Annotated in this window: 24 protein-coding genes and 1 pseudogene; 12 read left to right on the top strand and 13 right to left on the bottom strand. The window is 47.7% G+C overall.

Annotated elements, in window-relative coordinates:
- Window positions 1-14: 14 nt before the first annotated feature.
- On the bottom strand, window positions 15-491 hold the full coding sequence (locus tag CRO19_RS23945; RefSeq protein WP_097098319.1) for a cold-shock protein: 477 nt from the start codon (window positions 489-491) through the stop codon (window positions 15-17).
- 192 nt (window positions 492-683) lie between these two features.
- Here CRO19_RS23945 and CRO19_RS23940 point away from each other — a divergent pair, with 192 nt between their 5' ends.
- Complete coding sequence (locus tag CRO19_RS23940; RefSeq protein WP_097098318.1) at window positions 684-1,382, top strand: RluA family pseudouridine synthase; 699 nt, start codon at window positions 684-686, stop codon at window positions 1,380-1,382.
- A 24-nt stretch (window positions 1,383-1,406) separates the two neighbouring features.
- On the opposite strand, the gene CRO19_RS23935 is transcribed toward CRO19_RS23940, so the two are convergent.
- Both CRO19_RS23935 and eptB read right to left on the bottom strand, forming a co-directional pair.
- Window positions 1,407-1,946 (bottom strand): DUF2058 domain-containing protein, encoded by a 540-nt coding sequence (locus CRO19_RS23935; RefSeq protein ID WP_097098317.1) that lies wholly within the window; start codon window positions 1,944-1,946, stop codon window positions 1,407-1,409.
- A gap of 139 nt (window positions 1,947-2,085) precedes the next feature.
- Window positions 2,086-3,744, bottom strand: a complete 1,659-nt coding sequence (gene eptB, locus CRO19_RS23930; RefSeq protein ID WP_097098316.1) for a kdo(2)-lipid A phosphoethanolamine 7''-transferase — start codon at window positions 3,742-3,744, stop codon at window positions 2,086-2,088.
- A 290-nt stretch (window positions 3,745-4,034) separates the two neighbouring features.
- On the opposite strand from eptB, the gene CRO19_RS23925 reads away from it, so the two are divergent.
- The 5 genes from CRO19_RS23925 (at window position 4,035) to CRO19_RS23905 (ending at window position 8,570) form a co-directional block, all read left to right on the top strand.
- Window positions 4,035-4,361 carry a gamma-glutamylcyclotransferase family protein gene (locus CRO19_RS23925; protein ID WP_097098315.1) on the top strand — a complete coding sequence of 109 codons (327 nt, stop codon included), beginning with the start codon at window positions 4,035-4,037 and terminating at the stop codon, window positions 4,359-4,361.
- 408 nt (window positions 4,362-4,769) lie between these two features.
- On the top strand, window positions 4,770-5,753 hold the full coding sequence (locus tag CRO19_RS23920) for a DUF1852 domain-containing protein (protein ID WP_097098314.1): 984 nt from the start codon (window positions 4,770-4,772) through the stop codon (window positions 5,751-5,753).
- Window positions 5,754-5,778: 25 nt separating this feature from the next.
- Window positions 5,779-6,810 (top strand): methionine synthase, encoded by a 1,032-nt coding sequence (locus CRO19_RS23915; RefSeq protein ID WP_097098313.1) that lies wholly within the window; start codon window positions 5,779-5,781, stop codon window positions 6,808-6,810.
- A gap of 172 nt (window positions 6,811-6,982) precedes the next feature.
- The gene (locus tag CRO19_RS23910; RefSeq protein ID WP_097098356.1) at window positions 6,983-7,258 is read left to right on the top strand and encodes a putative quinol monooxygenase; all 276 of its coding nucleotides are present in this window, start codon (window positions 6,983-6,985) and stop codon (window positions 7,256-7,258) included.
- A gap of 130 nt (window positions 7,259-7,388) precedes the next feature.
- Window positions 7,389-8,570 carry a hypothetical protein gene (locus CRO19_RS23905; protein WP_141400281.1) on the top strand — a complete coding sequence of 394 codons (1,182 nt, stop codon included), beginning with the start codon at window positions 7,389-7,391 and terminating at the stop codon, window positions 8,568-8,570.
- 147 nt (window positions 8,571-8,717) lie between these two features.
- On the opposite strand, the gene fliD is transcribed toward CRO19_RS23905, so the two are convergent.
- A complete protein-coding gene (gene fliD / locus CRO19_RS23900) occupies window positions 8,718-10,130 on the bottom strand; it encodes a flagellar filament capping protein FliD (RefSeq protein ID WP_097098311.1) in 1,413 nt (470 codons plus the stop codon).
- A gap of 293 nt (window positions 10,131-10,423) precedes the next feature.
- Here fliD and licT point away from each other — a divergent pair, with 293 nt between their 5' ends.
- Window positions 10,424-11,287 (top strand): BglG family transcription antiterminator LicT, encoded by an 864-nt coding sequence (gene licT / locus CRO19_RS23895; RefSeq protein ID WP_097098310.1) that lies wholly within the window; start codon window positions 10,424-10,426, stop codon window positions 11,285-11,287.
- Between the two features lie 79 nt (window positions 11,288-11,366).
- Here the strand turns inward: licT and CRO19_RS23890 are convergent, their stop codons facing one another.
- From CRO19_RS23890 to CRO19_RS23875, 4 genes are all read right to left on the bottom strand, one after another.
- Entirely contained in the window at window positions 11,367-12,761 is a 1,395-nt protein-coding gene (locus tag CRO19_RS23890) for a glycoside hydrolase family 1 protein (protein ID WP_097098309.1), read from the bottom strand.
- A 15-nt stretch (window positions 12,762-12,776) separates the two neighbouring features.
- On the bottom strand, window positions 12,777-14,639 hold the full coding sequence (gene bglF / locus CRO19_RS23885) for a PTS beta-glucoside transporter subunit IIABC (RefSeq protein ID WP_097098308.1): 1,863 nt from the start codon (window positions 14,637-14,639) through the stop codon (window positions 12,777-12,779).
- A 207-nt stretch (window positions 14,640-14,846) separates the two neighbouring features.
- Window positions 14,847-15,569, bottom strand: a complete 723-nt coding sequence (locus CRO19_RS23880) for a YoaK family protein (RefSeq protein WP_097098307.1) — start codon at window positions 15,567-15,569, stop codon at window positions 14,847-14,849.
- A 64-nt stretch (window positions 15,570-15,633) separates the two neighbouring features.
- A complete protein-coding gene (locus CRO19_RS23875; RefSeq protein ID WP_097098306.1) occupies window positions 15,634-17,088 on the bottom strand; it encodes a sugar porter family MFS transporter in 1,455 nt (484 codons plus the stop codon).
- Between the two features lie 232 nt (window positions 17,089-17,320).
- Here CRO19_RS23875 and CRO19_RS23870 point away from each other — a divergent pair, with 232 nt between their 5' ends.
- Together CRO19_RS23870 and map are read left to right on the top strand one after the other, a co-directional pair.
- Window positions 17,321-17,566 carry a ParD-like family protein gene (locus CRO19_RS23870; protein ID WP_097098305.1) on the top strand — a complete coding sequence of 82 codons (246 nt, stop codon included), beginning with the start codon at window positions 17,321-17,323 and terminating at the stop codon, window positions 17,564-17,566.
- Window positions 17,563-18,345 (top strand): type I methionyl aminopeptidase, encoded by a 783-nt coding sequence (gene map, locus CRO19_RS23865; RefSeq protein WP_097098304.1) that lies wholly within the window; start codon window positions 17,563-17,565, stop codon window positions 18,343-18,345. The genes CRO19_RS23870 and map overlap by 4 nt, the downstream gene beginning before the upstream one ends.
- A gap of 6 nt (window positions 18,346-18,351) precedes the next feature.
- On the opposite strand, the pseudogene CRO19_RS23860 reads toward map, so the two are convergent.
- Both CRO19_RS23860 and CRO19_RS23855 read right to left on the bottom strand, forming a co-directional pair.
- Window positions 18,352-18,534: pseudogene (locus CRO19_RS23860) on the bottom strand (LysR family transcriptional regulator); the annotation flags it as partial.
- Window positions 18,535-18,737: 203 nt separating this feature from the next.
- Window positions 18,738-19,244, bottom strand: a complete 507-nt coding sequence (locus tag CRO19_RS23855; protein ID WP_097098303.1) for a DUF892 family protein — start codon at window positions 19,242-19,244, stop codon at window positions 18,738-18,740.
- 456 nt (window positions 19,245-19,700) lie between these two features.
- On the opposite strand from CRO19_RS23855, the gene CRO19_RS23850 reads away from it, so the two are divergent.
- Entirely contained in the window at window positions 19,701-19,904 is a 204-nt protein-coding gene (locus CRO19_RS23850) for a con-10 family general stress protein (RefSeq protein ID WP_064740224.1), read from the top strand.
- Between the two features lie 317 nt (window positions 19,905-20,221).
- Here CRO19_RS23850 and CRO19_RS23845 read toward each other — a convergent pair whose 3' ends face one another.
- The gene (locus tag CRO19_RS23845) at window positions 20,222-21,307 is read right to left on the bottom strand and encodes an aldo/keto reductase (RefSeq protein ID WP_097098302.1); all 1,086 of its coding nucleotides are present in this window, start codon (window positions 21,305-21,307) and stop codon (window positions 20,222-20,224) included.
- A gap of 321 nt (window positions 21,308-21,628) precedes the next feature.
- Here CRO19_RS23845 and CRO19_RS23840 point away from each other — a divergent pair, with 321 nt between their 5' ends.
- Window positions 21,629-22,435: an OBAP family protein gene (locus tag CRO19_RS23840; RefSeq protein WP_097098301.1), complete on the top strand. Its 807-nt coding sequence runs from the start codon at window positions 21,629-21,631 to the stop codon at window positions 22,433-22,435.
- 127 nt (window positions 22,436-22,562) lie between these two features.
- Here the strand turns inward: CRO19_RS23840 and CRO19_RS23835 are convergent, their stop codons facing one another.
- Complete coding sequence (locus tag CRO19_RS23835) at window positions 22,563-23,135, bottom strand: pyridoxamine 5'-phosphate oxidase family protein (RefSeq protein ID WP_097098300.1); 573 nt, start codon at window positions 23,133-23,135, stop codon at window positions 22,563-22,565.
- A gap of 590 nt (window positions 23,136-23,725) precedes the next feature.
- Window positions 23,726-23,980 carry a hypothetical protein gene (locus CRO19_RS23830; protein ID WP_097098299.1) on the bottom strand — a complete coding sequence of 85 codons (255 nt, stop codon included), beginning with the start codon at window positions 23,978-23,980 and terminating at the stop codon, window positions 23,726-23,728.
- A 213-nt stretch (window positions 23,981-24,193) separates the two neighbouring features.
- On the opposite strand from CRO19_RS23830, the gene CRO19_RS26495 reads away from it, so the two are divergent.
- A complete protein-coding gene (locus CRO19_RS26495; protein ID WP_370659834.1) occupies window positions 24,194-24,280 on the top strand; it encodes a SymE family type I addiction module toxin in 87 nt (28 codons plus the stop codon).
- Window positions 24,281-24,305 lie beyond the last annotated feature (25 nt).

Here is a 24,305-nt window from a genome sequence, read left to right as displayed (position 1 = left end):
AAAAACCGGCTAAATCAGAACTTAAGCATTTTCACCGTGGCATCTACGTCAATTTCATCTTCTGAGAATATTAACGTAGTTCCCTGGAAAGTGGTGATCGCCAGTTTTTTCAGCGAGCGCATTTCACCACTTTTATCCTCTGCTTTCGGCCTGATGCTATTCATCAGAATACCCACCGACAGCACGGGATTTTCTTTATCAATGCCGGTATCAGCGGGCACTTCTTCGCTATACACCAGGAAGGATTTTATCGACGTGAGTTTCAGGCGCTCGCCGGCAATAAAGATATATTTGCTATCCGGTACGACTTTCACCGCATAAGCCGATAAGCCCTTGTTATTGGTTGTGGGTTCGAAGGTTACCGACGCATCTTTTTTAATCAGATCAGGATTAGCGACCTTAATCACATGGAAATAGCGGTTATCACCATTTTCATCTTTGAGAAATCCAAAACCTTTATCCTGAAACCAGGTTGTGATCGTTCCTTTCATCGCCGTTACCGCCTACTTAATCGTTTATCTACGCAATTTTTTCAGCGCGCAGTGTAAAGCACAACGCCTGCACAAACTATCTCTTCGCTTTAAGTGTGGACGATAAATTTCGCGTGTGCGAGGCGCGACCAGATTCGCGCGTCGGCTGAAAATTGGTTATCATCCGCTCCCACTTTCGCTCCGGGCAGCATGATGTCGACGATTTTTGATAGCTTTATTGCCCCGCCGTGCCATCAGCAAATTGAGATCCTTTATCAGGATGAGCATCTGGTCCTGATCGATAAACCCGCCGGTTTGCTAAGCCTCTCGGGAAAAAATCCGCAAAATCTCGATTCAGTGCATCATCGGCTGGTACAGCTTTTCCCTGGCTGCACCTTGGTTCACCGCCTGGATTTCGGTACTTCCGGCTTAATGGTGGTTGCCCGCAATAAAGCCATTAACGCGGCACTCTGCCAGCAGTTTAGCCAGCGCAACGTAACCAAGGTATACCGCGCGCTGCTGTGTGGGCATCTGCAACAAAATGACGGCGTGATAGACGCGGCGATTGCCAAAGATCCCGCGTTGTTTCCACTGATGTCGATTTGCCCCATCCACGGCAAGCCCGCTCGTTCGCGCTATCGCGTGATTGAGCGTTTTCAGCATGCGTTGGAAGATGGCGCGTTACTGCCGTTATCGCGCGTAGCGTTAACGCCCGAAACAGGTCGCACTCATCAGCTGCGCATTCACTGTCAGCAGTTGGGCCATCCTATTTTAGGCTGTGACCTGTATGGCGGTCTGCTGCTGCCTGGCACAGAACGGACGCCGCGGCTGATGCTGCATGCTAGCGAGCTGCATTTTGTTCATCCCGCTAGTGAAGAGTGGATAAAAGCATGCAGCCCCTGTCCGTTCTGACGGCCAAACGCTCAATAGCGTGGATTACCACATCAGATCATCAGGCACTTTAAAATCAGCATAGGGATCGTCTTCATCCTGCTCTTCCTGACTCAGGGCGCTGTTTAAGACAATACTATTGGCATCGCGCTGGGCAATTTTATCGGCCACGCTCGCGGGAATAATCGCGTATTCACTCTCACCATTATTATCGGTGGCCAAACGCGCAATGGCGAGGCGACCGTTGATCAGCTGGGATTGCGTCAGCTTATCCACGTCTATTTTTTTAATTAAATTATTATCAGTGAAGTTAAAGCCAATATTTCCTTTAGAAATATCGATTTTATTCATTTCAATCAGCTGCTTTACCTGAGCTTTGTACTCTTTCGATAACGTTGCCTGTTTCTGCTGCTCACTGAGCTGCTTGTCACGTTCAAGCTGGGCTTTTTTATTCTCTTCCACCGCGGCTCTTGCCTCACGCGCCTGAACGCGTGACTTTTTAGCCGTTCTTTGCACTTTATCCATCTTTTTGCTGGTTACTAATCCAGCTTTGAGCATCTGCTCTTGTAAGGTGAGTTTTGCCATTGTTATGTCTGAACCGGTTGAAGAATTTGGGGGATTATAGCTGGATTGTCCGCGGCTGTGCCAGCCTGGTGACGATAGGAGGGGAAGCGATGAGATCCACTCTCCCCCCTCAATCATTCACGCTATATACTAATAGCCATTATTCCGTATGGGCGCACCAGTTTCTCGCCGGGTTAATGCCGCCATCGGGAGAAGTAAAGCCAGAGCATCCTAAAATAGTGTCGAACAGCTTCTCGTGAAACACTGGCGTTTTATTATTTTGCAGCTGCTCTAATTGTTCGAATGAGGCTTTGTTGTCCTTGTTACTCAGGAATTTATCCGAAGCCCAGACCATAATTGGAATGGTACGCTGCGCCATAGGTGCATGGTCACGCGGCGTGCCATGGAAATGCAGATTCTCGGAAATCGATTCACCATGATCGGAGGCATAAAATACAATGGCATTTTTATCTTTCAGGCTATCAAACGTCTGCTTAAGAAAGTAATCGGTATACAAAAGACTATTGTCATACGAATTAATCATCTCCTGCGTACTGCATGCATCATCAATACCCTGGCACTCCGGTTGATAACGCGCAAATGCCCGGGGATAACGTTCCGTATAAAGATAGTGCGATCCTTTAGTATGCAGAATAATGATGTGCTTGCCTTGAGGATGGCGCTGAATAGAATCCTGAAGCTCCGTGACTAAAGCCATATCATCAACCGGTTGCCCCACATGGCGTTTTTCCGCCTGAATAGATTCCCGTAATGCATAGCTATCTGCCATGACTTTGTTATAGAACCAGGCTTCACTCTGCATAGAATAGAGCTCTTCAGAAAAGCCCTGTTTCTTCATTACCGTGAATACGTTCATCTCTTTCAGTGTACGCTGCGGTGCTTCAGACGCTCCGCCTTCGCGCACAAACATGCAGCGCAGTGAAAGTTTAGTTGAGGTGTCACAGGAATAGCCCTGCAGGTGAACCAGATTTTTTTCATGGTCGAGATAAGGCGTGTTGTCACGCTCATAACCGTAAAGGCCCATATGATCGCGGCGTGCGCTCTCACCAATAACGAATACGATATAGAGGTTGTCAGCATCCTTAGGCGGGTTATAGCGGTAATGATCCGTTGGATCGTAAAGATTTCGATTATCTTCCGCCTGGCTGTATGAACTGTAAGCCAGTAATCCCACGCCTGATAACCAATTGGAAGGAGAATAGGTCCCGGCCACGATACCGCCATAGCTAGCCATCATGCGATTGTTGTGTTTGTCTTGCTCATTTTGCATTTTGCCCATCAGGTTGAGCGGTAACCAACAACCCATTGCAGCAACCAGGATGGCAACGGTTTTATAAGACCAGTACCGTTTTTTATTAATCCTGCTAACTGACCTGGTGCGTAATCCACGCCAAATCAGCCATAACGGAATAATATTGACCACCACTAGCCACAGCATGACATGCCAGCCAATGGATTCCTTTGAGAGATCAATTGAATCCGTTGCCAGCACTGCAGCAATAATCCCATAGCCAATATCAATATTGAAAAAGATCATATAATAGCTGGCTGCGCTAGAAAATATCACCAGCAGCGTCATTAATAGACGAGAAATTATCTTGCCGGTTAATGACATTAATAAGGTTAAAAATACCACTAAACAAAATGCTGCGACAACCTCAATGATGACCGACAGAATATTATCAAATTGCAGTTGATGATATCGACGAATGAAAATAGGAATATTAAGTATAATGCCGACATACAACGATACCCATCCCGGTACGTAAAATTGCTCAAGCCAACCCCGTTTAAACATCTTTGCCTCATTATTAGTGTAACTAGATTAATTCGTTCCCTGTAAAAAGCGTGCCACTGCTGAGACGACGAGGTTGAGAATGGGTTCAATCTAGCAAGAAGAATGAGCATGTTATAATGTAACAATATGTTGTGAGTGTGGTATGGCGTGTAGGCCAGAAACCTTTCAGCTACCTTTCGATATTAGCAGTCGCTCCGCTGTGGTTGTTAACCTTGTTTCATTTATGTTAAAAATACTGAGTAATCATAGATTAACAAACCCTATTGTGAGCCTTTTGGCATGGAGGAAAAATGGAAAGTCTGTTTGTTTACGGCACATTAGGACCGGGCCGACCGAATGCTCATATCCTGGAAAATATCGGTGGCAGCTGGCAGGAAGGACATGTGAGCGGTTCTCTTCAGGAGAAAGGATGGGGTGCCGAAATGGGCTATCCGGGTATCATTCTGGATAATTCAGGTAATCGTGTTGACGGATTTTTATTCACCTCTGAAAATCTGGCGAACCATTGGCAGATACTTGATGAATTTGAAGGGCATGAATATGCGCGCGTTAAAGTAGACGTGGTGACTAACGATGGTTTAACTGTCAAATCATATATTTACATGATCAAAGACTAGCTTTTGAATCCATAGCTTCCAGATCTGTGAGCGTCGATTATGCCTGATGATGAAAGTTCTGCAGTGTTGAAAACGAGCATAGCTCAAACCGGCAGCCTTCATCTTCGCTAGCGGAAACTGATAACAACCCCTTAAAATATCTAAAGAATTTTTCTATCGGCAAGCTGTGACTGAGGCATATTCTGCCTCTTCTCTCCTCACCCAACACATCATCATGAAAATCGTTCATGTTCGTTGAAATTAAATCACTTTTCCTCATTCAGCTACTCAGGCATAAAATGTGACGTATCATTGATTTTTATCAATGTGAAGAATACTAAGTGGGAAAACCAGTAAAGAACATTGGACGTTCCTGTTAAGCAAGCACCAAATCCAGTTTTTAGGCCAGAAGTTAGGAAGCAAACGAAAATGAATAATAAATTTACCTTCAAAATTAAAAGCTTACGCTTTGACGAGAACTATAACCCCTCTCAAAGCACGCGCATTACCACTAATTTTGCCAATTTGGCCCGTGGTGAAAAACGCCAGGAGAACCTGCGCAACGCCTTAGTGATGATTGATAACCGTTTCAATTCTCTGGCACATTGGGACAACCCGAAAAGCGATCGTTATGCGGTCGAGCTGGACATTATTTCCGTTGAATTGAACATTGAAAATGAAGGCAGTGGCAATGCCTTCCCAGTGATCGAAATATTAAAAACAAATATCATTGATAAAAAAACCAATGAGCGCATTGAAGGTATTGTAGGCAATAACTTCTCCTCTTACGTGCGGGATTATGATTTTAGCGTATTACTGTCACTGCACAATAAAGATAAAAACCAGTTTACTATCCCCGATAATTTTGGTGATCTACACGGCAACATATTCAAGCAGTTTGTCAACTCAGACATCTATAAAGACAACTTCAAGAAATCGCCTGTTATCTGCCTCAGTGTTTCAAGTAAAAATGTTTATCATCGCACTGGCAATGAGCATCCAGTATTGGGAATTGAGTATCAGCAAGATGAAGCTTCATTGACCGATCACTATTTCAATAAGATGGGATTAGAGGCGCGTTACTTCATGCCTGCCAATAGCGTTGCGCCTTTGGCTTTCTACTTTACGGGTGATTTACTCAGCGATTACACGAATCTTGAACTGATTAGTACCATCAGTACCATGGAAACCTTCCAAAAAATTTACCGTCCTGAGATTTACAATGCGAATTCGGCAGCAGGAAAATGCTATCAACCTAGCTTGAATCAGCAGGACTATTCTTTAACTCGAATTGTTTACGATCGCGAAGAACGTAGCCAATTAGCCATTGAGCAGGGAAAGTTTACTGAAGAGAAATTCATTAAACCTTTCCAAACTATTCTTGAGCAATGGTCTGCTAATTCCGTTCTTTGATTAATCAAAAATAAGGTCACCTGCGATGAAAAAATTATTACCGACTTCTACTGCCGGCAGTTTACCGAAACCCTCCTGGCTTGCTCAACCGGAGGTACTTTGGTCACCATGGAAATTGCAAGATCAGGAATTAACCGACGGCAAACAAGATGCGCTGCGTTTGTGCCTGGAAGATCAACAGCAGGCCGGTATTGATATTGTCAGTGATGGCGAGCAGACGCGCCAACATTTTGTCACGACCTTTATCGAACACCTCAACGGCGTTGATTTCGAAAAACGTGAAATCGTTAAAATTCGCGATCGCTATGATGCAAGCGTACCGACCGTGGTGGGCCCAGTCAGTCGCCAAAAGTCTGTGTTTGTTGAAGATGCGAAATTTTTGCGTCAGCAAACTGACCGTCCGATTAAATGGGCCTTGCCGGGGCCGATGACGATGATCGATACGCTTTATGACAACCACTATAAAAGCCGTGAAAAACTCGCCTGGGAATTCGCCAAAATTCTTAATGAAGAAGCTAAAGAATTGGAAGCGGTGGGTGTTGATATTATCCAGTTTGATGAGCCTGCATTTAACGTCTTCTTTGACGAAGTAAATGATTGGGGCATTGCCACACTCGAAAGAGCTATTGAAGGGCTAAAATGCGAAACGGCTGTGCATATTTGCTACGGTTATGGCATTAAAGCTAATACAGATTGGAAAAAAACGCTCGGCAACGAGTGGCGTCAATACGAAGAGATTTTCCCAAAACTGCAAAAGTCTAATATCGATATCATTTCACTGGAATGTCATAATTCTCACGTGCCAATGGAGCTTATGGAGCTTATTCGCGGGAAAAAGGTGATGGTAGGCGCGATTGACGTGGCAACCAATACCATTGAGACCCCCGAAGAAGTGGCCGCCACGCTTCGTAAAGCACTGCAGTTTGTTGATGCCGATAAGCTCTATCCTTGCACCAACTGCGGCATGATTCCATTGCCTCGCGGCGTTGCAAAAGGTAAGTTAGATGCATTAAGTGCCGGTGCAGAAATCGTCCGTAAAGAGCTCCTGGCTAAATAACCGCAAAAAGTGAGTTATTCAAAGTAAAGCAGTCTGGGTTGTGTGTATTATTCAATCGCCCACCCAGACTGAGCAATAAATCTGACGTCTACATTCCGAATTAAATGCCTTTCCACTCTTCTCAACTTTTCGCCATAAATACGTATAAAGCACTCATAAAATAGGGATGAAAATGATCAAACTGACGGGTCGTTTAGTATGCAAGCAGATTGAGGAGGCGGATCTTGTTCGCCAGTTTCTCCCAGAACACAAAAGACTCACCCGAGAGGAAGCGGGATGTATCTCTTTTGAAGTAACAGAGACTGCAGATCCGCTTATTTGGCAAGTTGAAGAGCTCTTCACAAATAAGAATACATTTACTATCCATCAGGAAAGAACTAAAGCATCTGCCTGGGGAAAAGAAACCCGCGCCATCGCCCGCGAGTATAAAATTTATGAAATCGAATAATTATACTCGCAACGCTGCTATAAAAAATCCCCGTATTTTTCTATAAAGTAACTATTTCCGCATGAGCTGTATAATAAAAAATATCATTATATCCTATTTAAAAAACAAACATAGATAAAGTAATATTTACATGAAAACAAAAGAAATTCACACCATGATAAAATGGAGCCTTGCACTAATATCGTCACCTATCTGCGCTTCATTTTTATCACTATCAAGTATCTGGTTATATCTCATGAGACTAGGTAGACAGGACTTATTTCTTGAATTTGTTAATCTTAAAGATATTTTTGGAGCATTAAGTATATTCACGATACTTAGCGCAATTTCATTCGGATTTGTTTTTTATATCCAGACATTTTTAATAACATCAATCTTTGCTTTCACCAGTAACCAAGCTGTTGAAGAGAAAAATAGAAAAGGCTATATTAAGCTTAATTTCATTTCATCTTTCGCAGCTGTTTTTATATTTTATCTATATGTTTACATCAATGAAAAACTCAAGGTAAATATAAATCCTGGATGGGTTATATTGTTAAATTGCTTAATTTGCAACTTGTTATCATTCGTTGCATTAAAAAACAATGTAAAGAATGAAAATGAGTGCAATGAAAAAAAATATTGCTTTAGTAGGCTTTTTATAAAAATCACCATACCATCTCTTATAGGATTTTCTTCCTTCCTTCTTGTTTTTCCTCTTTCTTTAATATTCAAAGCCATTGAATTTCCTGAAGGAACAGATAACCTAAAAGAACTTATCATATTGATACCCCTATCATTATTAGTTACTTTTATTACAATCATTCCAGTGTGCATAGTATTTTCGGATGACATTAAAACCAGCATGTTCCGTAAAATAATCACGGCTGTAGGCGTGGCGTTTTCTTTATTAGTTACTACATCGCTGTTTATCCCTGGAATTCCATTACTCATACTCAATTCGACACTGCAAATATCAGGTGCAATCGATTATAGGCCTTATCACTTTTCTGTGCCGGTCAAAAACTATCCATCAGAAAGATTGTCTGCTCAGAATTGGGATATGAAAAAATCTGATGACTCTAATTTCCTTTTATTCAAAGGTGCAACATTTTTATCATTAGGAACAATTAAATTAATTTGCCCTGTCCAAGTCGTTGCAACATACAAAAATAGTATGAAATCTAGGTTGTTGAGCGATAAATATGATTCAGCACTTCTTGACACACTAAAAAGCCAGGCTGCTGAGTGTCTTGTGTTTAGAAAGGATGAGCTTTCACAGTGGGTTATTAATCAATCGACACTTCCAGCTGAAAAAACTCATACGCCATAACAAAAACAACATGTGCAAGTTTGAAGAGACATGACATAGCGCCATAAATTTCAAGATTATGGAGCACTTCACTACCTAATAACTATACATATACAAAAAGTCGCCATAAATGGCGACTCTCCCCAAACCTTACCCACTCCGCTCACATCACTTGTTATTCTTCGATGTGGTGCTGAACTGCTCGGTGAGATAATTGCTGGTGTTATTCAACACGCTAACCATCTTATCCAGGTTGGTGAACTGCTTTTTATAGCGCGCAATCGTGTCATCAATGCGTTTACTGGCGGTGTTGTATTGCTCGGTTAACGTGTTGAGTTTTTTGCTGATGGTATCCGTCGCGCCCTGCAGTACGCCTTTACTGCTGAGGAATGCCGTGAACGTGGTATTCAGCACCGTTGAAACGCCGGTTTTCTTGCCATCGCCCGTGAACATGTCACGCACCGCATCCGGTTTCACTTGCAGGCTACTGGTGAGTTTATTGGCATCCAGTTTCAGTTTACCGTCCGTTGGATCGGTGGTGATGCCCGCCTGCGATAAGGTCTTGTACACGTTCGAGCCAGACGTATTCGCCAAAATGCTTTTCATCTGCACCTGAATATTGCGCAGCGTGCCATCACCCAGCAGCGCACCGTTTTTGCTGTCTGGATCTTTACCTGCATCCACTGCGGTATATTTCGTCAGCCCTGCCATCGTATCCTGCAGCGAGTTATAAGCATTCACCCACTCGGTAATGGCCGTTTTGGCTTTATTGGTATCGCTGCTCACCGTCAGGGTTTGATTACCCGTGGTTTCATCATTCAACCGCAGCGTAATCCCTTCCACCGCATCAGTGATGGTATTGCTGCTGCTCTCAATCGCCACGTTATTTACGGTCAGGCTGGCATTCTGCGCAGCAACGCTCTGCGTCATTCCGCTGTTTGTCGTATCAGCTGCATCGAAACTGATAAAGCCATGCAAAGTGTCATCACCGGTGACGCTCAGCGATTTCACAGCATTCGCCGTGCCCGATGCCGTTGAGCTCAGAGACAAACGGTATTCGGTCGCCGATACCTTAATCAGGCTGGCGGTGACGCCTACGTTGGATTTGTTAATGGTGTCACGAATAGATGAGAGCGACGTCTGATCTTTGCTCAGCGTGATGCTCTTCTCTTTGCCATCGGCGGTGACAAACTTCATGGTTCTTGAGGCTGCATCGCTGCCAATCGCCGCTTTAATATCGGTTTGCGCGGCGCTGGTTAGCGTCTGCGATTGCGCCAGATGCTGCACGCTAATGGTGTATTTGCCCGGCAGCGCATTGCCGTTGGTATCAGCACTGAATGCGGTGGAGCTGGAGGTGGTCGTTGTAGCGGTGTAGAGCGCGGCATCGTTTAACTTACTGTTCGCCGTCTGGAAAGTTTGAATCGCGGTTTTCAGCGTGCCGTAAGCGGATAATTTTGCGGTCGCGGCGGATTGTTGTTTTGAAATCGGTGCCAGCGATTGTTTTTCTGCCGCAGTCAATTTGTCGAGGATGGTGCTCAAACCCAATCCTGAACCGACGCCTAATGTTGAAATCCCAGTCATGTACGCAACTCCTGTTAATTTAACGTTACGGTACTATCGGCAGCCTTAACGCAAACTTTAAAGAAAGCTGATCAAATCCTTACAATATCCTTACGGTTGTAAAATCTATACGATCGCCGGATAACGCCACCACTGAGAAAACATGATGTAACTCACATTTAGTTGTCGCTGTGCTTGTCGCTACACCCAGGCCGATTATGATCTCGCGGGATTGTTACTGCGCTTAGCGCAGGCAAAACCTGACACGCCGTCCTCCCGGTGGGTCGGGTTTTTATTTTTCAGGGCTGATGACAATGAAAATCGCGAAAATCCTCAATAACAACGTTGCGGTGGTGCTGGGCGACCACGGTAAAGAGCAGGTGGTGATGGGACGCGGTTTGGCGTTTCAGAAACGCGTAGGTGATGAGTTAGATGCGGAGCAGATTGAGAAAGTGTTCGCTTTGCAAAGCGACGCCTTAACGGGCAGGCTCAGCGAGCTGCTTTCAGACATCCCGCTTGAGGTGATCACCACCAGCGAGCTGATCATCGCTAATGCGCGTCAACAGCTTGGCCAGCCGCTGCATGAAAGTATCTCCATCGCACTCTGCGATCACTGCCACTTTGCAATTGAGCGTCATCAGCAAGGCATTGCCATTCGCAACGTGCTGAAGTGGGAAATTAAAACCCTTTATCCAAAGGAATTTTCCCTTGGCGTAGCGGCGCTGGCGCTGATTCAACAGCGGCTGGGTGTGGAATTGCCAGAGGATGAAGCCGGGTTTATTGCCCTGCATCTGGTGAATGCGCAACTCGGCAGCGACTTCACCGATGTGTCGCACGTGACGCAATTTATGCAGGAGATCCTGCATATTGTAAAATATCGACTGCAGCTTGATTACCGCACCGATAGCCTCAGCTATAACCGTTTCGTCAACCATTTGAAATTCTTCGCCCAGCGCATGCTGGGCAAGCGCGGCGTGTGTAGCGAAGATGAATCACTGCATGATGTGGTGCGCGACAAATATCCACTCGCCTATCAATGTGCGGTGAAGATCGATAAACATATTCAGCAGAAATATCTGTATGCGCTCTCCAGCGAAGAGCGCATGTTTCTGACAATTCATATTGAACGAGTGCGTAAAGAGACGCTGGCGTTGCAGGAAGATGCCGACGAGGCATAAGTGGCGACCCTACTATTGTGAGGCGAGGTTTTCGTAGGGTGCGCATTCATGCGCACCGGGTTTATGGCGACTACCCACTTTATTTCAGCGCTTCACCGTGGCTACGAATCACATCCTGATACCAGAAGAAGCTTTTCTTGCGCGAGCGCGCCAGGCTACCGTTGCCCGCATCATCACGATCAACATAAATAAAGCCGTAGCGTTTTGAAAACTCCGCTTTAGACGCGCTAACCAGGTCAATTGGTCCCCAGCAAGTGTAACCCAGCACGTCAACACCATCTTCAATGGCTTCCCGCACCTGCACCAGATGATCGTTGAGATACTGAATGCGGTAATCATCCTTAATGCTGCCATCCGCCGCTACCACATCTTTGGCGCCCAACCCGTTTTCCACGATAAACAACGGCTTCTGATAACGGTCATACAGCATATTCAGCAAAATGCGCAGCCCTTCTGGATCGATCTGCCAGCCCCATTCGGAACTCGGTAAATGCGGATTTGGCACCATCGAGAGAATATTGCCGCGCGCTTTCTGGTTATCCTCTTCATTGGTGGTGACGCAGCCGGTCATGTAATAGCTGAAGGAGATGTAATCGACGGTATGTTGCAGGTCACGCTTGTCTGCTTCAGTTATGGTGAGTGAAATACCGCGGTCGGCAAATAAACGCTTCATATAAGCGGGATACGCGCCGCGCACCTGTACATCGCCAAAGAACAGCCACTCGCGGTTTTGCTGCAGGGTTTCCAGCACGTCCGCTGGACGGCAACTCAGCGGATAAAGCAGCGCGCCAAGCAGCATGTTGCCGATTTTGCCGTCCTTAACAATCTCATGACAAGCTTTCACCGCGCGACCACTCGCCACCAGCTGATGATGGATGGCCTGATAAATCGCCTGCCGATCGCTCTCTTCAGGCAGACCCACGCCGGTAAACGGCGCGTGTAGCGACATATTGATCTCATTAAAGGTCAGCCACAGTTTCACCTTGTGCTGGAAGCGGGTGAACACCGCACGCGCATAGCGCTCAAAACAATCGATAGTAATGCGGTTCCCCCAGCCACCATACTGCTTCACCAGGCCGTACGGCATTTCATAATGTGACAACGTCACTAGTGGGGTGATGTTATATTTCGCCATCTCATCAAACAGGCGATCGTAATAGGCCAGGCCCGCTTCATTCGGCTCTGCTTCATCGCCCTGTGGGAAAATGCGCGTCCAGGCAATGGAAGTGCGCAATACGGTAAAGCCCATTTCCGCGAACAATTTGATATCTTCCGGGAAGCGATGGTAGAAATCGATGGCGGTATCTTTAATGCCAAAGTCATCACCGCTGCGCTCAACGCGCGCACCAAAAATGCCTTTAGGCTGCAGATCGGACGTTGATAAGCCTTTGCCACCTTCACGATAAGCGCCTTCAACCTGATTGGCGGCAACGGCGCCACCCCATAAAAATCCATCCGGAAAACGTTTAGTCATCTGCTTGCTCCTTCGTTATTTCAACACCGCCAGCAGCGGAGCGCCTTCGCTCACCGCCGCGCGGCTCAGGGTTAATACGTCGATAAACTCATCACTGTTACTCACCAGCACCGGCGTCGTGAGGTCATAACCTGCGGCTTTGATGGCCTCGAGGTCGAATTCCAGCAGCACATCCCCCACTTTTACCGGCCGATCGTTTTGCACCTGCGGGCGAAAATAGCGCCCCTCAAGCTTCACGGTATCGAGACCGACGTGAATCAGTACTTCCGTGCCTAGCGCTGACGTTAACCCTATCGCATGGCCGGTACGGAACATCGACGACACCACGCCATTAACTGGAGAAACCACGCGTCCCTGCTGTGGAAGAATCGCGGCGCCTTTGCCCAGCAAACCGCTGGCGAAGGTCTCATCGTTGACATGCTCCAACGGAATTACATCGCCAGCCATGGGACTCACCACGCTTTCACGTTGCGTCAGGGTTTTAGGCGTTGCAGCCGGTTCGGCAGGTGCTTCAGGAAGCGGCTCGCTCAGGCCAAACAGATAGGTCATGACGCAGGCAAACAGCAGCGCCAGCGACGCTCCAGCAAACGCCGCCAGCACGCTGGCATCAATGCCGCTGTTTGGCACCACCTGAATGAAGGTGAACACGCTTGGGAAGCCAAAGGAGTAAATAGTGGTATGCCAGTAACCGAGAATGGCCGCGCCCACTGCACCGCCAATGCAGCCAAAGATAAAGGGGCGACGGCGCGGCAGCGTCACGCCGTATACCGCCGGTTCGGTGATACCAAAAATGCTGGCGGTAAATGCCGAGCCCGCCACCGCTTTGAGTTTCGCTTCGCGGGTACGCAGGAAAACCCCCAGCGTTGCGCCCGCCTGCCCCAGCACGGCAGGCAGTAACAGCGGCAGCAGCGTATCGTGGCCAAAGTTAGCGAGATTATTCAGCATAATGGGCACTAATCCCCAGTGCAGACCGAAAATCACGCACACTTGCCAAATCGCACCCATCACCGCACCGGCAATCATTGGACTCAGGCTGTAGATGGCCAAATAACCTTCCGCCAGCATCCGGCTGAGCCAGGTCGCCGCCGGTCCTATGGCAAGAAAGGTGAGCGGCACGGTGATGATCAGGCAGCACAGTGGCGTAGTGAAGTTACGCACTGCGCTGGGCGAGCGTGGATGGATCCAGCGCTCGAGTAAACTGGAAACCCAGGCTGCGAAGATGATGGGAATCACCGATGCGCTGTAGTTAAGCACGTCGAGAGGCACGCCTAAAAACGTCAGTGATTTACCTTGCTGCTGCTGTTGCAGCACCTCGAGAATCACCGGATGTACCAGCGCGGCGGCAATCGCCATGCTGACAAACGGATTGCCGCCGAATTTTTTCCCCGCGCTGTAGCCCAGCAAAATCGGCAGGAAGTAGAACAAGCCATCGCTGGCGACAAACAGTACCTTGTAGCTGCCGCTATTGGCATCCATCACGCCGACGACTAATGCCAGCGCCAGTAAGCCTTTAATGATACCGGTAGCAATCATTACGCCGATAAACGGCGTAAAGATCCCGGAAACCAGATCGATAAAGCGGCCGAACAGGCCCAGCGCCGCAGCGTTATCGGCGAGGTCGCTTTGATTATCCAGCGCGTGGCGTGATGTCAGCGCCCGATAAACTTCCGCAACCTGATTGCCGATCACCACCTGATATTGCCCGCCACTCTCCACCACCATAATCACGCCGGGATTATTTTTTAACGCGGTGGTATGCGCGATTTGGCTATTTTTTAGTTTGAAACGCAAACGCGTGGCACAGTGCATTACGCTGATAATATTGTCTTTGCCGCCGACGCCCGCCACAATCTCATCCGCCAGTTCCTGATATTGCATCACCCTTTCTCCTGAACCATGCCCCGAATTTCGCGCAAAAAAAAAACCTGAGGCGCGCCCTCTTCAGATGAAAAAGGGCGCGCCTCAGGTTTTGCCTGCCGAACAGTAACAATCCTTAACGCGGACTATCTTGCTTACAGCGCAGCCACGGTGGCAAGCGGATTCAGCAAGGGCAGCGGAGAAGTGTGAAGTACATCACCGATTAACTCAAAGATGAATCATCGAACCAGAGCGTTTGAGCGCCGTTAACGCAAGTACGGTGAGCAGAGCGCCAATCACGATCAGCAGTAAATAACTCATCAGCTGTAGCAACCAGATCCCCAATACACCGCCGCCCAGAAAGGCCAGCACGGTGTAAAAGTGCAGTTTTAAACGCTCGATATAGAGTGGTGCATCTTTCGGCGACTCTTTACGGCGCAGCACATCGAACAACATTGCCAGTTCAATGCCGATATCGGTGGCGGTGCCAGAGACGTGCGTGGTGCGAACGCGCGCGTTGGAAATGCGCGTCACCACCGCATTCTGCAAGCCCATCAGGAAGCTCAGGCTCAGCACCAACAGCACGCCAGAGCCGCTGAACCGGAACCCGATTTCAACCGTTCCCAGCAGCAGCAAAGCGAGCCCTTCAATCAGGATATTAATGGCGTAAATACCGCGAATCTGGCGTCTTCTGCCGGAATTGATAATCAACGTGGAGATGGAAGAGCCGGCGATAAACAGCAGTACGATAAGCAGAAAAAACAGGCCAACGTGCAGGTTGGCTTTTGCCAGGTGATCGGAGAGAGAAGAGACATTGCCGGTCATATTCGCTGAGAAAAAGCCGACCGTTTCAAACGCTGCGGTGTTGAGGGCACCGGCAACCGCGGCCAGGGTGCAGGCCAGGCGAATGTCGGTATTGAAAGTGCGCGTGTTTTCGGCGGTGATCAGCATGGGAGTTCCTGGCCCGGGCAAAGATGCGTATCTTCCTCCCAGCGCCAGGAATTCTCAAGTGCTGCTATGCTACGCCGTCGGCGGCTTCCTGATCCTGTTCGCTAAAACGCTCACGCATCTCTTTCTCAATCTGCTCAAGCGATTTGCCTTTGGTTTCCGGCAGCATGGTGATGACGAAGATCAGTGAACCCACATTGATCGCCGCAAAAATGAAGAACGCGCCATTGCCGGTGGCCGCCAGCAGCGGCGGAAACGCAAACGCGACGGCCGCATTACAGATCCACTGGAACGAAACGGCTGCGCCCGTCAATACTCCGCGCAATTTCATCGGGAACAGTTCCGACATCAGCAACCAGTAAACCGGCGAAATGCACATCTGCATAAAGAACAGGAACACCAGAATTGCCGCTAATGCGAACATACTTTGCGTCATATCTTGTGGCATCAGCAACAGTACGCAGCCCAGTGCCAGCTGCATGGCGATCACCACTGTCAAACCAGTCATCAGCATGGTGCGACGACCAAATCGCCCCACCGCTTTAATACCGACGATGGTAGCAATCACCGATACCACGCCGTTGCCGATGGTGGCGGCAATCGAGGCGTTGGTGCCCATCCCGGTGGTCTTCAAAATCACCGGGGTGTAATACATGAATGCATTCACGCCGGTGAACTGGATAACAATGCCCAGCCCAGCGCCCACCAGCAGCAGCCTCAGCACCCACTTCTGCTGTAACAGCTCGCGAGCTGATGGACCCTGCCGTGACGCTTTAGCGTGCTGGCGCATCTCCGCCATCTCCTTTTTCACTTCCCGCGGTGTTTCACGCAGTTTGTGCAGGATACGGCTCGCTTCTTTGATGCGCCCTTCCGCCACCATCCAGTGCGGCGAAGCCGGGACAAAGAAGGTGCCGATAAATAGCAGCGCGCCCGGAATCATCGCCAGCGCCAGCATATAGCGCCACATATGCGAATCATTAAGCAGATAGCTCATCAAGGCGCTCACCACATAGGCCAGCAGCTGGCCGGAAACGATCATCAGCTCGTTACGGCTCACCAGCGGTGCGCGGCGTTTAGGCCCAGCAATTTCTGCAATGAATACCGGTACCGTTGATGAACCACCACCAACTGCAATCCCAAGCAAGAAACGCATTGCCACCATAACGTGCAGATTAGGTGCCAGCGCGGTGCCGATTGCGCCGGCGACAAAGATTAACGCCAGGCTGCGCAACGTGATACGACGGCCAAAGCGGTCTGAGAAATAGCCGCTGAGAAAAGCGCCGAGTGCAGCACCAAAGATCAGCGACGACGTCACTAATCCTTCGGTAAACGGCGTGAGATCGAGACCGCCCTGATCGGGTGGCAAGGTCATATACGGCAAGGCACCGGAGATGATGCCGGTGTCATAACCAAACGCCAGCGCGCCCATGGTCGCCACCAACACCACAAAGAATAAGCGTTGTTTGACGGTAAGATTGCTTAGTGCTGAATCATCTTCATTGTTTTGCTGCGATGTTTCCATTCCAGATCCCTGCATATTGAACGCGCCCGATAAGCGCAAAGGCGAAATACCCAAAAGGCAGAAGTATAGACAGGATTTTCAAAATGTGACGAAGGTCACTGTTAAATAGATGGTAATTGCTAACAGGAAGTAAATACCTCTGATTGATAAGGTCAGCAATGGACTTGCTATAACGACGCGACTCAGCGTAAGCTATATACATAATGCATACGTTTCATATACAGGCTACATCATGGGCATCGTCAAAATCTCCGATTTAATGCATGAAAATCTGCGCATTGGCAGTACCGCACTCAGCCGTTCTATCAACGCACAGGCAGAACACTGGATGAAAATCGGCATGCTCGCCGAGATTTATCCGGCACTCAATCATCAGGAACTGACGCGCTTACTGATGCGCGTTGAACGCGACAGCGGTGCTGATTTAGCGCAGCTGCTCGAGCAACCTTCATTTACTCCGCAGGGAATCGCGCAATGAGTATCAAACTGCATACTGCTGAAGAGATCGAACTGGCGCGCGCCGCCGGGCATGCTGCCGCTAAAGTGCTGGAAATCATCACGCCTTTTGTCAAACCGGGCGTCACCACCGATGAACTGGATGCCATCTGCCACGAATACATCGTGAATGAGCTGAACGTGGTGCCGGCAAATATCGGCTATCACGGCTACACGCGCACCACCTGTACCTCGGTAAATCACGTGGTCTGTCACGGCATTCCCGGTGAGAAAAAGCTCAAGGATGGCGATATCGTTAATATTGATGTCGGTATCATTAAGGATGGCTGGTACGGCGACACCAGCCGCATGTATTACGTGGGACAGCCTTCGGTTCGCGCTAAGCGCTTGGTGGATATCACCTATGAATCAATGGTGGCAGGCATCAAGGTAGTGAAACCGGGCGCGACGCTGGGCGATATTGGCGCAGCGATTCAGCAGGTAGCGGAAAAGGCCGGCTTTTCCGTGGTGCGTGAATATTGTGGGCACGGCGTTGGCGAGGTTTACCACGGCGATCCGCAGATCCTGCACTACGGCACGCCGGGTGCAGGGCTGGCGCTGCAGGCCGGTATGATCTTCACCATCGAACCGATGATTAACGCCGGTAAAGCTGGCACCAGCGTGTTATCGGATGGCTGGACCGTGGTCACCAAAGACCGTTCGCTGTCGGCGCAGTGGGAACACACCATCGCCGTCACCGAAACCGGCTTTGATCTGCTGACGCCGTGGCCGGAAGGCACCGGTGAATACCCTGCGATCTAATTTGCATCAGGCTGACGGCGTCATCGCCTCAATCACCTGAGTAATGCGCTGAATCACTCTCTGCGCCGCACGCGATAACTGGCGTGACGGCGCAGTACAAAGCGCTAAGGTGAGTGGGCGCATCACGCTATTTTTTAGCGGCACAAAGCTCAGCTGCTGCTCCTGAACTTCGGTCACCCCATCCAGCAATCATTGAGCAAAGGAGATAGTGGTGCCTTTGGAAATGAAAGATGCTGTGACCGTTAATCAGCAACATCTGAGCAGTTATCGATTGCCGCTTCACTGATATGCGAGTTGATAGTGATTAAAGGTTTTATTTGAGTTTATCGAAGGATGCAGATAACTAAAAACGGCCTGGTCAGCGACGCACCGTCACTGACCAGGCTGTGGAGCTAAATCGCACTCGATATGTCTGCTTCAGTGCGATGCATGATCGCCTCATTCGCCACATCCGGCAGCTGGGTGAGCAGCCAATCGGCCATCTGCGTCTCCTGTTGCAGGATACGCTGAAAGGTTTTGACGCCTTTACTGTCTTCCGCCTGCTGCGCAGCGGCCAACAGCGCAGTATAGGTTGCCACTTTATAATTGCAGAACACGTAGCTGCTCACCGCAATGCGCACGCCCTCTTCGTCCCGCAACATATCACTGGCCGCCTGTCCAACCGCCGACATGCGTCCTAACGCATCTTTCAGTGCCGACCAGTTCGTATCGTAACGCTTGAGAACGTCTTTGACCTGCTGGTGCTGCTGTTGCGTCTGGTGTCGATACTGCTCAATACGCGCCTTGAGCAGGGGAAAATCGTCCAGACGCAGAGCGGCTCCTTGTAACATCGCTTCAGCATGCTTTTCCATCGCATGCGCATCGCGCAGCCAATCCAGATACACAAAATCCTTAGTCATCAATTTGCTCCAGAAATGAGATGTCTGGCTAAAAAACAGCGTTGAGGAAAGATTGCTGCTCGTTAGCGACCTGATGGGTTAAACATCGGCTCATTTAGGCTAATAAACTTAAAATAAGCGAAGCGTCAATTAAGGCTGAATAAGCAGATTAATTAAACGTAGCAAGCAAGTGCCGCTGCGCAAGTATTGAGCCAAAGATTTGCGATCCCGGGTTAAATGTAACAACCCTTACCGTCTCGCTTATTATTTCCAAGAGAAAGCTTCCCTCTTTCCGTTAAAAAAACAATAATCATAGTTCATGGAACTTTCATGATGACATGAATAAAAAATTGACTGATAGTTAGGTCATCGAGCTTTACGAAATTAAGGCTTAAGATTAATCCAGACTTGAATCTGGTAAAAACGGCACTACATTTATTTTGCATGACATTGGTATTAATACAGAGAGGAGAACCAATGACGGACGCTAAGAAGCTACCCGATGAGGAAGAAAAAAAGCCGCAACGTCGTGGTGGCGCAGGTAACTTCGCAGAGAATAAGGAACGCGCAGCTGAGGCTGGGCGCAAGGGCGGCCAGGCTAGCAGCGGCAACTTCAAAAACGATCCGGAGCGTGCCATTGAAGCGGGAAGAAAAGGAGGAAAGATCAGCCGACGCAAATAACATTAGCCTAACGACAATACACGTTTAACTTCGTTTTACTTCTGTACAACACTCTCCTGACCCTGTGTTTACGCTTCGCTTAAATACAGAATCAACGACGTCAGGAGAGTTATTTTCTAAGAAAAACCCCGCTAATTGTTTGTTTCTTGATCAATCCAACTCTATTTACCGCTTCGCTTATCCAGGTTTTACCCTTCGCTTATTAACGATAAAATTACATTTGCAGGCTAATAATAAATCATGGGCTGATAGATATATTCTGGCACTGCTTTTGACCATAAACGTTTGGGGTTCGCTTATATTAGATAACTAACAGGTTATTTAATTGCCTGATCTTTTCTGCCATCTAACGTTTGCTGATGTTCATCAATAAATGGCTGTTCAGCAGGGTCAATCCGGTCCATGCCGCTGGTGAAACGGTGCCAATAGGGATAGTTAGGAGCGGGACGCGTTACCTGCTCTATACGCTTACGCTGCGCTTCATTCAGTTTTAACTCGAAGGCCTGTAAATTTTCGCGTAGATGCGTCTCGGTTCTATTGCCAACGATCAACGATGTAATCCCGGGCCGATTGGCTAACCATGCCAGGCAAGTCTGCGCTATCGAAGCGTTCAATTCTGTTCCCACTTCCTCCAGCACCTCGATTACGCGATATGCATGCTCCATATCATGCACATACGGCTCAGGCCATCCGCTGCCCTGGCGAGTTGAGGCCGGCGCCTTTTTATTGCGACCAACGGCACCGGTTAATAAACCTTCGCCCAGGGGGCCCCAAACCAGCGTACCGATATCCTGGTCCCGCGCCATCGGCAATAATTCATATTCGGCTTCACGCGATTCGGGCGTGTAATAGATTTGCTGGCTGACGGGTTTCAATAGCCGCTGTGCTTCCGCATGGCCCAAGGTTTTCATCATCTGCCATGCGGTGTAGTTTGATGTGCCAAAATAGCGAATCTTGCCGCTTTTAACCAAATCTTCCAGGGCACGCAAAGTCTCATCTACCGAGGCTACGCCATCCCAATTATGAATTTGGTACAGATCGATATGATCGGTTTTTAAGCGCTTTAAACTTGCTTCACAGGCTTTGATTAAATGAAAACGACTTGCTCCACTGGCATTAGGATCCTGCCCCAGAGGACTTCTGGCTTTGCTGGCCAGAATGATTTGGTCGCGTTTTTCTCGCAGCGCCTCACCTAAAACCTCTTCAGCGCCCCCCATTGAGTAGAGGTCGGCCGTGTCGATCATATTTACGCCATGATCTAACGCGATATCGATAAATCTGCGCGCTTCTGCAGCATTCACGTTGCCCGTTTTTTCAAAACCCGCTTTACCCGCAAATGGAACTGTGCCCAACACACATTGAGACACCAGTAGACCCGAATGGCCCAGTTTTTTATATTGCATTTACTTTCCTCCTCTACAACTTTAAAAAGGCGATCGTAATCGCAATCGTTTCACGCTTTAAAAATCATTTTGCCAAAAGCATAGAAGTCGTTTGCACGATACGCAAATCGCTGCAGGAGAATAATCACTTAACAACAAGCGTTGATGATAATTATCATTACCGCCCTATAATAGCTATGGACATGCTGGCTCACCATTTTCATCCGCAACAATCATTTGTGCCACACATTAATAATAAACTTTGGTTCTAAAAGCGTTTATTTCAGTTCCTACTTCATAATTGGTCTATCTTATAAATACAATTTATTAAGTGGACATTATATGAAATATTTTCCTCTGATGATGCTTAGCGTTCCGCTATTAGTCGCTTGCGGTGGCGCTAATACGCCACCACACACCCCGCTGCCCGGAAATCAAACCTCTGCCAAAATGCAAACGCTTGAAACAGGTGCCCAGGTGATGCAATCTCGACCGCCGGTGGAAGCCATCAGCGCCTATCTTGATGGGTTTCATTTTTACAATGGCGACAAAAATGGTCAGATGGAAGCACATCATTATGTAACAGTACTTAATGACGATGTGATGCAGGCTATTATTTATGATAGCAATACCAAAGATGCGAGGCTAATGGGTGTCGAATACATTATTAGTGAACGTCTATTTAAAACGTTGCCGCCCGAAGAAAAAAAACTCTGGCATAGCCATCAATATGAAGTTAAGTCTGGCAGTTTAATTGCGCCTGGCCTGCCTGCGGTGGCTGAGAAAGCGTTAATGAGTAAAATAGTAAATACCTACGGCAAAACCTGGCATACATGGCACACCGATAGAAACAAAACGTTGCCTCTGGGTATTCCAGCGCTAATGATGGGCTTTACCGGTGAAGGCCAGCTTGATCCGGCTCTGCTGAAAGATCGCGATCGTCGCTTTAAAACTGATACCCAAGCGATTAAATCTCAGCGGCAAGATATTATAGCGCGTCCCGTTGCAGCCGGGGCCGATGCCTGGCAACAAGGCGATGTCGTACAACTTAAGCTGGTGGAAGGGGCCGCTGAACACGGGCACAATGACACTACCCATTTCGGCACCTCAGAGCAAACTCAACGTAAAATTGCTTCCGGGAAACAGTGAAATTCGTCGGCATGGTCGCGGTATGAAAGTATCGCGGCTCATGCCAATTAGTGCGTTAAATTGAGCGATTACCTGAAAATAATTCGCTATCTCCAAAAGAAATTAATAATAGCCTGCACATGGGATATTACGGATTAACCCATTTACAGTTTTTGAGTTTACCAGCCGCACTGTAATGTAATAACGCTCTTTGATTGTTATCCCTCGCTAATAGACACCAGTCCAGCAGATTGATGTGCAGCACTATTACGCCAAAATTAACTTTGCCACTGCCGTCAGTATTACAGCCATGATACTTATTACTAACAACATCACTGCCTGGCGCGGGCCCAGCATAGGTTTTTCGGGTGTTGTCCGATAATTTTTCCCACGCTAACTCGGCACATTCGCTCCCCTGTGCATGCAGTTCTACCGTTCCGCAAAGTCTGAGCTGTATTCGTGTTTCATTACAGTAGCCAAGGGCTGTGGCTTTAGGATGAGCCGAAAGCGCCAGCCATTTAGGGCTGCGCGCATCAGTATGAAACTCCAGAACACACTTCATACGATCAACACGACGTAATACCAGCGTTCTCGCCTGTGGATGACCATGTTCATCTATAGAACCGAGCGTAATGAAGTGAAATCCTGAGTCAGCGGCAGCGGCTCCCGCCTCCAGTTTATTCCAGGCGTAGTTATCAATGTCTTCAAGATACAGTGGCATAGCATATTCCTGCTAATAGTAGTTTCGCTTGCTCAACATAAATCATTTTTTATCTCATTAAAGCAAGCGGTACCGTTGATGACTCTGTAAACTTTCACGCGATTAATTTGCGGTAATTAAGGCTGTTTCTTACGCTCATCTATTTTTTTCATAATCCAGGAGGCTATGCTTCCGCCAATGCCTGCCACGCAACTCATTAAAAATGTTTTTGTAAATATCACCCGAACTGACATATAACTCATTAGTATAGAGATAAGTTAATACATAGCGAAAAACAACAGCTAAAACAAAGAAGCAGATTACACAATAAAGTCCACTTAGAAAGGCTGAGATACTGTTACTTTTTTCATTGATGTCTTTAAACTGATTATTCATGGGTCCGGCACGATTCTAAATCAGAAGTGTGTATTTCCAAAGCGTTACCGTGGCTGAAGGTTAAATATATTAGCATTCTTCACGAATAAAATCATGACGTGACGGACACGTATTACTGTTGCTACGCCGGGTGTGATCCGGTTGCAACACGGGAAGTGGATTTGACGGTCAAGTGACATATTAAAAATCCGGCGGCTTAGCCGGGTTCTTTCTATTTAAATTAGTCCTAATGAATCAGGTAATTCCTTCACGAATTTGCTTTTATCTTCAGTATATTCTGACGATATGACTAAGAAGCCCCTGACAATATCTTTTCTATACTCCGCGCCTAATAGCTGTAATTCTGCTGCCATGTGCTCCATCATTTCTACAGAAATATCCGAAGCCAGCTGTTTCTCGCTTGTAAAATCAAGGAATATAGCAAGATCAGCTATGATTTTTTTTAGTTTAATGTTGCTATTCTTTGACAACTTTTACCTCTATATTCTTGGTTACTAACTCATCAAACATTTTCTAAGCACGATTTTCTTGTGTTTGGGTTGTAACTTCCCGACGCCCCGTCATTCCATAATTTTCAAAGCGTCTAGCACTATACGGCTCAACTACAAAGCGCGGCGCTATACCGTGGGCTATAATCGTGATCACATCTGCCATCGCCATCCATCACCCTGAAAGGGCACTGGATGGCGGATTTTGGCTTTGAGACTGGCCAGAAGATCGAAGTAATCCCGGAGGCAGGGCAACTAATCATCCGGCTGGCTGAGGAATGATAACTAACCGGGTTTAAAACGTAAA

This window comes from Candidatus Pantoea floridensis (genome assembly GCF_900215435.1).
Taxonomy (GTDB): Bacteria; Pseudomonadota; Gammaproteobacteria; order Enterobacterales; family Enterobacteriaceae; genus Pantoea; species Pantoea floridensis.
Note: the sequence above shows the minus strand (reverse complement) of the source record. Positions and strands in the feature narration are given on the sequence as shown.